Source organism: Microcoleus sp. CZ3-B2 (assembly GCF_036705055.1).
Taxonomy (GTDB): domain Bacteria; phylum Cyanobacteriota; class Cyanobacteriia; order Cyanobacteriales; family Microcoleaceae; genus Microcoleus.
In genome coordinates, this window is sequence record NZ_JAUBTN010000129.1 from 1 (window position 1) to 3,408 (window position 3,408).

The 3,408-nt window shown below is 43.9% G+C and carries 6 protein-coding genes; all 6 read right to left on the reverse strand.

Translation table 11 applies throughout. From position 1 onward, the window contains the following. Positions 1-398: 398 nt before the first annotated feature. The gene (locus tag QUA97_RS27965) at positions 399-1,061 is read right to left on the reverse strand and encodes a Na(+)/H(+) antiporter subunit B (RefSeq protein WP_194068537.1); all 663 of its coding nucleotides are present in this window, start codon (positions 1,059-1,061) and stop codon (positions 399-401) included. Further along, the gene (locus QUA97_RS27970) at positions 1,058-1,672 is read right to left on the reverse strand and encodes a DUF4040 domain-containing protein (RefSeq protein ID WP_194068535.1); all 615 of its coding nucleotides are present in this window, start codon (positions 1,670-1,672) and stop codon (positions 1,058-1,060) included. Before QUA97_RS27970 ends, QUA97_RS27965 begins: the two co-directional genes overlap by 4 nt. Next, on the reverse strand, positions 1,669-1,971 hold the full coding sequence (locus QUA97_RS27975) for a monovalent cation/H(+) antiporter subunit G (RefSeq protein ID WP_194068553.1): 303 nt from the start codon (positions 1,969-1,971) through the stop codon (positions 1,669-1,671). The genes QUA97_RS27970 and QUA97_RS27975 overlap by 4 nt, the downstream gene beginning before the upstream one ends. Beyond that, positions 1,971-2,222, reverse strand: a complete 252-nt coding sequence (locus QUA97_RS27980; protein WP_194068533.1) for a hypothetical protein — start codon at positions 2,220-2,222, stop codon at positions 1,971-1,973. Before QUA97_RS27980 ends, QUA97_RS27975 begins: the two co-directional genes overlap by 1 nt. Continuing rightward, entirely contained in the window at positions 2,219-2,605 is a 387-nt protein-coding gene (locus QUA97_RS27985) for a Na+/H+ antiporter subunit E (RefSeq protein WP_333197566.1), read from the reverse strand. Before QUA97_RS27985 ends, QUA97_RS27980 begins: the two co-directional genes overlap by 4 nt. Next, positions 2,602-3,408: proton-conducting transporter transmembrane domain-containing protein (locus QUA97_RS27990; protein WP_333197568.1), on the reverse strand; the 807-nt coding region annotated here is incomplete at its 5' end. The genes QUA97_RS27985 and QUA97_RS27990, both read right to left, overlap by 4 nt.

The window sequence follows — 3,408 nt, forward strand, 5'->3', positions numbered from 1 at the left end:
TAAAAAATGGTAGTGTCAGCCAAGCGATCGTCAGGATATTCATTGATGGGTTTTAAGGCGTGTTATTTTTTTCAATCGCATCAAAAACTGAATCAAAAAGTCGATCGGGGATGGAAATATGTTTGCCGGCGAGTTATATCATATCCGATCGATTAACCAGGTTCGTAGTGCTAACTTTATTTATTGCGGCTAATCCACCGGACAGGATTTTAGTCGATCGCCCTTTGATGAGACTGGTTTTCCCCAGTCTACAGCAGACACCTCCAATAATTGTTGTAAAGCAGGCATCCTGCCTGCTCTTTACAGGCTTTTGAGGAGAAGTTTAATAGAGATTTCTATTTCTCAAGTAGCCAGCATTTTAATCGCTCCTGCCAAGCAATTATGAATGCTACAATCCATCACAACAAGCCGCGATAATGGATAAAAACTAACACCACCGCCCACGAGCCCAAGGCAACTTTCAGCGCCACCAAAATATTCAACAAAGGAAGCAACCCACCACTAATTAATGCTCCAAACTCTCCATGTGGCAACTCTATCCCACATAAAGTTATCGCAGACAAAAGAATAAAAACTAGCACCGAAATCTTCTCCCATCTCGCCGCTTGCCATTTTTCATAAATCCGCTGCATCCACTCGGATGATGAAGTAATTGCTACCAAGCCGATCGCAGTTCCGCCCGCTACACCCGCCGCAAAACCGCCCCCCGGAGTCAAATGCCCCCGCAGTGACAATTCAATACTCACTAAAGCCGAAATAGTCGCTCCTAAACGAGATAAAATAATAGATGGTTGATCGGTAAACTGATAAATTGTGCAGGACGGTCTTTCTGTAGCCAACAGAAATTTAGCTCCCATAATGGCGATCGTAAATACCACCACTTCAAAAATCGTGTCATACAGCCGATTTCTGAAAATAATCGCCGAGACTGCATTCGGAATCCCACTATCCTTGACAATCAATTCTACTATTGCCAATCCCGATACACCTGACGTTGGATTGGCAAAAAATAGCATTTTGATGTAAAGCAATATCCCCGCCGCAATGTAAACCCATTTCATTGATAATCCTCCCCTGAACCTGAAGCAAGTTTATAATCGAGACTCGTGTTTATTGAGGAAATTTCAGGCTGCATGATGTCATACAGCCGCTGGATTCTCGTGACAGTTAGATAATGTTTTGTTTCTGCCCCACCCGTGGCATCACTATCTAGCACAGGCACACAAGTTGCATGAATTTCTTTCTCCATCAGGGCGCGGTGTAAAGCCTCCAAACTTGTAAAAGGTACTACCTCAATGCGGAGATAATACTTGCTAAAAATTCGGCGAAAATCCTTCATCAAGGAGTTAAAATCGCGGGGACTCTCTACCGTCAACACTACTTTTAAAACATCGCCCTGAGACTCGACTTTCTCCTCTTCCAACACGCCCAAACGCATCACCAAGGACGATCGCACCGCCACCGCATAAAGCGTTATTGCCAGCATCGTACCCATCAATGCTTCTGTCAAAGCCACATCCGCAGCCCCAAACACTGAATAGATCAACGCTGCGATCGCACCTAATATGCCCCGAATGACTAGGGCGTGGTAGGGATTCACCTGAACTACTACCATACAAGCAGCCAAGGGCAACAGTGCAGTTAAAATATAAATGTAGCTATCATCATTCATAATATCTCCGGTGGAAACTCCGTCTGATTTTCTTCCCCGTCACTCGAACAGTGTGCAAAAACATACCCCAGCATTGTATTCCAAATTGCTAAGGAAATAATCGCCAAAATTAGCAGTGGCCATTCACTGGGTATTTGTAGCAGCAGCGCCACGAGGATCGCCATCGATCCCAAGGTATCGGAAACTGAAAGACTGTGTAACTTAAATAATACCGATCGCTTCCCGAGTAGGTGAGAAGTTCCCCAAAACCAGAAGAATACTCCTACAACCATCAAGAAATAACTCAAAACATCAATTATCATAGGTCGTCCAGTCGTTTTATGATATGTGCCAACAGCATTAATCCCGCATTTCCTACGGTGAGGATAATCGCCCCCACAGCGCCAATCATCCAATCATCGCGCAAGACAGATATGAACAAAGTCATAATTCCTGCCTTTGTGGAAATACTGGCCAATGCCAACATTTTCTGCCAAATATCATCATCCTTCCATGCTTCGTACATGGGGATGAGCATAGCTGCAATCATTGCAATTAGTACCAAGTTCATGGATTTTTCCTCGTCGGCAGAACCCTGTGGACTTCGTAGGAACCTGCGTGGTTGTGTCTCACAACAATTGTTTTGGGTGTAAAGGTAATCACAAATACATCCAAAAATATCATGATCGGCGACCTTTTGAGTTTTACCCGTTCCAGAATCATGTCTTCTCCGTTGTGGGGATTGACAATAATTTGAAAAGCTTCAATGTATGCTACTGGAATCGCAATCAGAATTTTTTTAATCATTTTTAGCCAATCCTTAAACCTTTCCGGGGATGTATAGCCACGGGGGAGAAGAAAGGCAATCAGCACACCAATGATGATATTTGCTGGACTCAGATCGGAAGTCAGCAAAAACCAAATTGTCAATCGTAATATCAAAGTTCCAATCATGCTAGTGCCATCCAAAAGAGTACGATCAAACTTAGAGTCATTACACCGATCAGATGCTCAAATTGCTCAGCTACGCGCGGCAGATCGATCGCCAACCGTTTAATAACTAAAACATAAATCAGCCACCCAATCGCGATCGTGCCAATGGCTTTGATGATGCTCTCAACCGTATAAGCTTCTAAGTACACCACATTTGCGATAATTAGCCCGCTAGTTAAAAGTGCGATCGCTAGCCACAAACCGATTTTGATTTCTTGTTTTTCTCCACGGGGCAGAAAGATGAATTTGGCGAAGGCTATGGCTGTGCCAAGTGCAGCGATATTCATCGGGATCTCCTGCCAAGGTGCTACACTTTTTAATGTCAACACTTTAGACCCAAATCCTGCCAACAATGGAAAACCGGAAATCGAGAGACTGGCGATAACTAGGGGAATCCAGAGGTTATAGCCGATCGGCTTAGATTGCAGTTCTTTGAAGTTTCTACTTGGTAATGAGCCGGCCATCAAGAACAGATTTGATTTCACTAAACCGTGACCCAGCGCATAAATCCCCCCTACTTCTGGCGCTGCGAGAATAAAGCCTAACTGGGAAATTGTGCTGAAGGCTAACATCCGTTTTGTGTCTTTTTCAAAGATCACAAAAAAGACCCCCATTAAAGCTGTTGCTACGCCAAATATTCTGACGATATTACCAATATCGTCGGAAATTAAAGCACAGCGCAAGAGAGGTAAAATACTGGCTTTGATGACAATTCCTGATAGTAATGCTGAGACTGGGGTTTCTGATTCTGAGTGAGTTAGCGG

What these genes read in the sequence shown, in the direction of transcription:
- QUA97_RS27985 (WP_333197566.1), bottom strand. Translation starts at nt 2,605, where the DNA reads ATGATTGGAACTTTGATATTACGATTGACAATTTGGTTTTTGCTGACT.
- QUA97_RS27970 (WP_194068535.1), bottom strand. Translation starts at nt 1,672, where the DNA reads ATGAATGATGATAGCTACATTTATATTTTAACTGCACTGTTGCCCTTG.
- QUA97_RS27980 (WP_194068533.1), bottom strand. Translation starts at nt 2,222, where the DNA reads ATGAACTTGGTACTAATTGCAATGATTGCAGCTATGCTCATCCCCATG.
- QUA97_RS27965 (WP_194068537.1), bottom strand. Translation starts at nt 1,061, where the DNA reads ATGAAATGGGTTTACATTGCGGCGGGGATATTGCTTTACATCAAAATG.